This is a genomic window from Armatimonas sp. (assembly GCF_964826245.1).
On the sequence record NZ_CBAYMC010000314.1, the window covers coordinates 1 to 4,139 of the forward strand.

The following is a 4,139-nucleotide window of genomic DNA, read 5'->3' on the forward strand; positions in this document are numbered from 1 at the left end:
AGGTAGGCATCGCAGAGGGCGAGAGCTTCCCCGATCGCTTCGTCGGTCTTGGGGCCCTCTAAAACATCGGTGTAGAGGCGCGTAAAGAATTTCGGGTTGAGCTTCAGGGCTTGGTGGATGACCTCTCGGCCAGGGTTCTGCCTGGCGGCGATCACCTCCAGTTGGGCGAGCTCCCGGGAGGCTAGGAGCAGATAGACGGTGGCGTAGTGGAAGACACGCTTGATTTTATGCCACTTCTCCGCCTTGGTGAGCACGGGGAGGCAGGCATTTCCCGCCCGCAAGAGCTGCGCCTGCCGGTCGCGCTCCCCGAGACTGCCGACATTCTCCCAGAGTAGCGGCAGGGAGTCGTCTTTGGTGAAGAGCAGACGGCTTCGGAGCTGCACCGACGACCAAAACGAGCCGACCAGGGCACTATCGAGCTGCTTGCGAAACGTGGAGCGGGGCATCAGGATCGCATGAACCGAGATATCTTCCTCTAAAAGCGTAAAGCTCCCGCCCTTGACCGACTCCTCCCCGATAATAATCAGGTCGATATCAGACTTCTCCCAGATATCGTCGTAGGCCAGCGATCCAAAGAGCACCGCAGCCAGCACGGTTCTATCTTTTTGCAGCTTCTCCGTGAGCGAAGTAATCGCAGCCTCGTAGCGTTCACGTGTCGTCATAAACATAAGTTTACCACAGGTTGCCTGGTACAATTTCCGCATGATCTCTCTTCCCCGTAGCACGCCCGAGGCTCAGGGCGTCGATTCTGCCGGCATCGCCGCGTTTCTCGCTGCCTGCGCAAGCTCTGGCCTGGAGCTGCACAGCCTGATGCTTGTGCGCCATGGCTTTGTTATCGCCGAGAGCTGGTGGCACCCCTATAGCTCGGACAAGCGCCATATGCTCTTCTCCCTCTCCAAGAGCTTTACGGCCACGGCGATTGGGCTGGCGGTGGCCGAGGGGCGACTGAGTCTGGGCGATAAAGTGGCCTCGTTCTTCCCGGAGAAAGCCCCAGCTCATGTCTCGGAGAACCTCGCGGCGATGTGCGTCCACGACTTGCTCACCATGTCCACGGGCCATGCGGTCGAGCCGATGAGTGGGCTGCGTGCGGAGACCAACGACTGGGTAGCCTCGTTTCTGACCGCTGATGTCCCCCATGCACCGGGGACGCACTTTCTCTACAACAGCCTCGCTACCTACATGCTCTCGGCGATCCTGCAGAAGCTCACCGGAGAGCGCCTTCTCGACTACTTAACGCCACGCCTGTTTGTGCCGCTGGGGATCGAAAATCCGACCTGGGAGCAGTGCCCGCTAGGGATTGACACGGGCGGCTGGGGGCTGAGCGTGCGCACGGAAGATATCGCCAAGTTCGGCCAGCTCTACTTGAGTGATGGTCTCTGGAATGGTGTGCGACTCTTGCCTGAGGGCTGGGTGGAAAGCGCGACAAAGAAGCATATCGCAAACGGCGATGATCCTCACAGCGACTGGGCGCAGGGCTATGGCTTTCAGTTCTGGCGCTGCCGCCATGGGGCCTACCGTGGCGATGGCGCGTTTGGCCAGTTCTGCATCGTCTTCCCCGAGCAAGGTGCCGTGCTCGCGATTACGTCGGGCGTGAAGGAGATGCAGGGAGTGCTCAACCACGTCTGGGCCAGTCTGCTTCCCACGTTTGGAGGGCAGCGCGAGCTACAAAAGCCCGTCGGAGCCGGGCGCATTTTCTCCGCGACCTACAGCTTCCCCGAGAACGACCAAGGGCTGAGCCAGCTACAAATCCACAGCGACGAAGAAAGACTCACGCTCTCCGTCGATGAGCACACGCTTATCGGGGGCTTTGGCGTGTGGCTTCCCGGCGAGACGAGCTTTCGGCAGTGGCACGGCAAGCCACACAAGACTGCAGGAGCTGCCACATGGGATCAAGCCCAGAACACACTTATTTTGCGTCTCTGCTCCGTCGAAACCCCATTTATCGCGGAGGCAATCTGTGAATTTGAGGGAGAGTGCGTCACTCTTCGCTACTCGCTCAATGCCAGCTTTGGCCCCACGGAGTTCGCGCCACTGGTTGGCCAGAAGCTCGCGTAGCCTCGTAGAACTATTTACCCCGGATGAGCCCCACAACGATCAAAATGACTCCAGCCAGGATCGCCCAGCCGGTTAGTGGTGAGAGTAGCTTCGCCAGCATAATGACCAGCTGAACGGCGGCTCCTCCCACTAAGAATAACGTCCCCCACTGTACGAGCTTGTTCCTCTGTAAGTTGCGTAGCTGTTGTCGTTGCATAAAACCAAACCTCCTCTCAATAGAACCCTATCATCTGATCCTAGTTGCAGTGGGAAAAGTCACAGCTCCTATCGGTCATAGTACCGCAGCGAGAAGTGCCTGCTGGACATGTAGGCGATTCTCGGCCTGGTCGAAGATGCCAGACTGCGTACTGTCCACCGCGTCCTCCGTGATCTCTTCACCGTAGTGGGCGGGCAGGCAGTGCAGGATCAGCGCATCCTCTTTAGCCTCTCGGAGGGTTTTCGCACCGATCTGGAAACCGGCGAAATCGGCGAGGCGCTTGGCTTTCTCGTCCTCCTGGCCCATTGAGGTCCAGACATCGGTGTAGAGAATATCGGCATCGTTTGCGGCGGCGACCGGGTCGTGGCTAATCTCAAACTCAGTGTTGTGCCAGGCAGCCAGCTCTTGCGCCTGCTGGATCAGGGCAACAGGCGGCTCGTAGCCGGGCGGGCAGGCAAGCGTGAAGTGCGTCCCGAGGCGCGGGGCGAGTAGCATGAGGCTAATGGCAGTATTGCAGCCATCGCCGATATAGACTAGCTTCTGGCCACGGGTCTCCGCGCGGTACTCTAAAATCGTGTAAAAATCTGCCAGTGCCTGGCAGGGATGCTCAAGGTCTGTTAGAGCATTGATCACAGGGACGCTTGCGTAGTGTGCCAGCTCGACGATGTTTTTATGATCAAACGTTCGAATCACAATCGCATCCACCATCCGGGAGAGCACCCGAGCCGCATCTTTCACGGACTCGCGCTGGCCAAGGCCCACTTCCTCACGAGAGAAATAGAGCGCCTGTCCCCCAAGCCGCTGCATTCCCACCGAAAATGAGAGCTTGGTACGCAGGCTGGGCTTCTCAAAGAGCAGCGCTGCGCACTTGCCCGCCGCCACTTTCTGCGCCTTTCCGAGCTTGATCTCTCGCGTTAAGTCAAAGAGCTGCTCGATCTCCTCGGTGGTGAGGTCATTGACTGAGAGAAAGTGGCGGCCTTTCAGAAAGCCCACACGCGGGGCGGGGCGGGTAGGAATGGGCTCGGGCGCGGGGTTGAACTCCTCGGTCAGTGCCCCGGCCATTCCCGATGAGAGCGCCTGTGCGACGGACTCATAACTCAGCCCCACACTCTCAACACTGGCGGGAGCATCATGCAAAAGTGCGAGAAGCAGATGCTCGGTGCCGACATAGTCGTGGCCGGTGGACTCCGTCTCACGCCGCGCCTGCTCGACAATCTGCTTGGCTCCCGGCGAGAGGGTCGCGGACTCCGTGCGTGCCGCGCCGTTCTCGGGCTTGAGCAGGCCCGAGCTGCGCATCCGAAGCTCCTCCGGCGCGTAGCCGATCCGGTCTAGGAGCTGGAGAGCGCTGGTCTCTTCGCCGTGCAGGAGCCCCATGAGCAGATGCTCCCGCTCCACATAGACATCGCCCCGCCGCATGGCCTCGACCTGCGCCCAGAGCATCGCTTTTCGTCCGTTGCGTGTGAACTGAATTGCCATAATTATCTTTCCCGCCTGAACCCACTCTACGAACCCACCCGGCTTCGTTCGTTCCTCACTACGCCACCCTCCCTCAGGGCAGGGAGGGTAGAAAACCCCCACCTAACCTCCCCCTTCCCTGCCCTGAGGGAAGGGGGCCGGGGGGATGGGTTCGGGTGGGCTAGAGCCTTGCTTTCTCGATTGCTTGTGTCAGAAGGTTCACCCCTTCGTCAGCTAATTCCTTGGTGAGAGTGAGCGGCGGGATGATTCGCAGTGTGGTATCACCGGTGGCATTGATAATCAGGCCCAGCGCGAGTGCCTCTGCCACGACTTTTTTGGCAATCGGCTTGTCTAGCTCCAGCCCGATCATTAGACCCATCCCACGTGGCGCTCCGAGCGTTGCAAGGCGCTCTTTCAGATAGGCCCCGACGGT

5 protein-coding genes and 1 pseudogene are annotated in these 4,139 nt (G+C 59.7%); 1 reads left to right on the forward strand and 5 read right to left on the reverse strand.

Going from position 1 to position 4,139, the window contains the following annotated elements; translation table 11 throughout:
- The coding region (locus tag AC1XOS_RS20395) for a nucleotidyltransferase domain-containing protein (protein ID WP_481964051.1) at positions 1-662 on the reverse strand (662 nt) is incomplete at its 3' end.
- Between the two features lie 40 nt (positions 663-702).
- On the opposite strand from AC1XOS_RS20395, the gene AC1XOS_RS20400 reads away from it, so the two are divergent.
- Entirely contained in the window at positions 703-2,055 is a 1,353-nt protein-coding gene (locus AC1XOS_RS20400; RefSeq protein WP_481964052.1) for a serine hydrolase domain-containing protein, read from the forward strand.
- Between the two features lie 10 nt (positions 2,056-2,065).
- Here the strand turns inward: AC1XOS_RS20400 and AC1XOS_RS20405 are convergent, their stop codons facing one another.
- The 4 genes and pseudogenes from AC1XOS_RS20405 to AC1XOS_RS20420 all read right to left on the reverse strand — a co-directional run.
- On the reverse strand, positions 2,066-2,251 hold the full coding sequence (locus AC1XOS_RS20405) for a hypothetical protein (protein WP_481964053.1): 186 nt from the start codon (positions 2,249-2,251) through the stop codon (positions 2,066-2,068).
- A gap of 75 nt (positions 2,252-2,326) precedes the next feature.
- Positions 2,327-3,235, reverse strand: a complete 909-nt coding sequence (gene argF, locus AC1XOS_RS20410; protein ID WP_481964055.1) for an ornithine carbamoyltransferase — start codon at positions 3,233-3,235, stop codon at positions 2,327-2,329.
- Between the two features lie 156 nt (positions 3,236-3,391).
- Positions 3,392-3,727: pseudogene (locus AC1XOS_RS20415) on the reverse strand (Clp protease N-terminal domain-containing protein); the annotation flags it as partial.
- A 160-nt stretch (positions 3,728-3,887) separates the two neighbouring features.
- The coding region (locus AC1XOS_RS20420) for an aminotransferase class III-fold pyridoxal phosphate-dependent enzyme (protein WP_481964054.1) at positions 3,888-4,139 on the reverse strand (252 nt) is incomplete at its 5' end.